Here is a 1012-nt window from a genome sequence, read left to right as displayed (position 1 = left end):
GTCAGCGCGTGGGAGTGGTGGTGACCAGGGTCCACTTCACGGCCTTGAGCGTGCCGTCCGCGGTGGTGCTCTCGCCGACGATCGTGCCCCGGTCGTTCAACGCCACCGGCAGGCTGTGCGCGCCGCCGAGCGAGCCCAGGTAGGTGACCTTCCCGTCGCGCCACAGGAACGCGCGGGGCGCGTCGGGGTTGTCCGCCGACGTCCAGCCGACCACGTCACCGCGCTCGTTCACCGCCGACGCCTCGGACGGACCGGGCACCCCCAGGTCCACCGGCTTCCCGCCGGCCGGCCACAGCGTCGCCCTGGAGGTGCCGCCCGCGTCCGTGCTCCAGCCGACGACGTCACCGCGCTCGTTGAGCGCCTGCGTGCCGTTCGCCACCCCGCCGGACGTGCTCAGCACCGTCACGGACGTGCCGTCCCAGCGCAGCGCCTGCGTGTCCTCGTTGCCGACCACCACCCCGGCCTCGTTGATCGCCTTGATGTCGTACACGCCCGAGCCCGGCACCGCGGCCAGCGGCTCGCAGGTCGAGGTGGTCACGCAGCGGAACGCGTACGCGCCGCTGCCGAACATGGGCAGCTTGGCGCCCGCGACCACCCCGGCGTCGTTGATCGCGCTCAGCCACAGGTGCGGCCCGGACAACGGCAGCGACACGTGCCTGCCGTCCTTCCAGACCACCGCGCGTTCCTGGTGGTACCCGGACGGGGACGTGGAGTAGGTCATCGGCACCACGCCGTTGTTGTTGATCGCGGCGGCGACGACCCAGCCGGAACCGCTCGGCGTGATGTCGGTGACCTTGCCGGCCTGCCAGATCCGCGGCCGCTGGACGTAGGGGCCCGCGCCGTTGACGGCCTCCTGGACCACCACCTGACCGACCTGGTTGAGGGCGGACGGGATGCCCGGACCGAGGTCGACGCCGGCGCTGCCGCGGGCCCAGTGCACGGCGTGCGGTGCGCCGGTGCCGGAGGCGACGCCGATGACGTGGCCGTGGTCGTTGTCGGCTATGACGCGGTG

General features: G+C 73.0%; 1 protein-coding gene. It reads right to left on the bottom strand.

Going from position 1 to position 1012, the window contains the following annotated elements:
- Position 1 precedes the first annotated feature (1 nt).
- A partial coding sequence (locus AB0G02_RS42275; protein WP_360806839.1) for a hypothetical protein occupies positions 2 to 1012 on the bottom strand: 1011 nt, incomplete at its 5' end.

The sequence above is a fragment of the Actinosynnema sp. NPDC023658 genome (assembly GCF_040639995.1).
In the GTDB taxonomy this organism is placed as follows: Bacteria; Actinomycetota; Actinomycetes; order Mycobacteriales; family Pseudonocardiaceae; genus Actinosynnema.
Note: the sequence above shows the minus strand (reverse complement) of the source record. Positions and strands in the feature narration are given on the sequence as shown.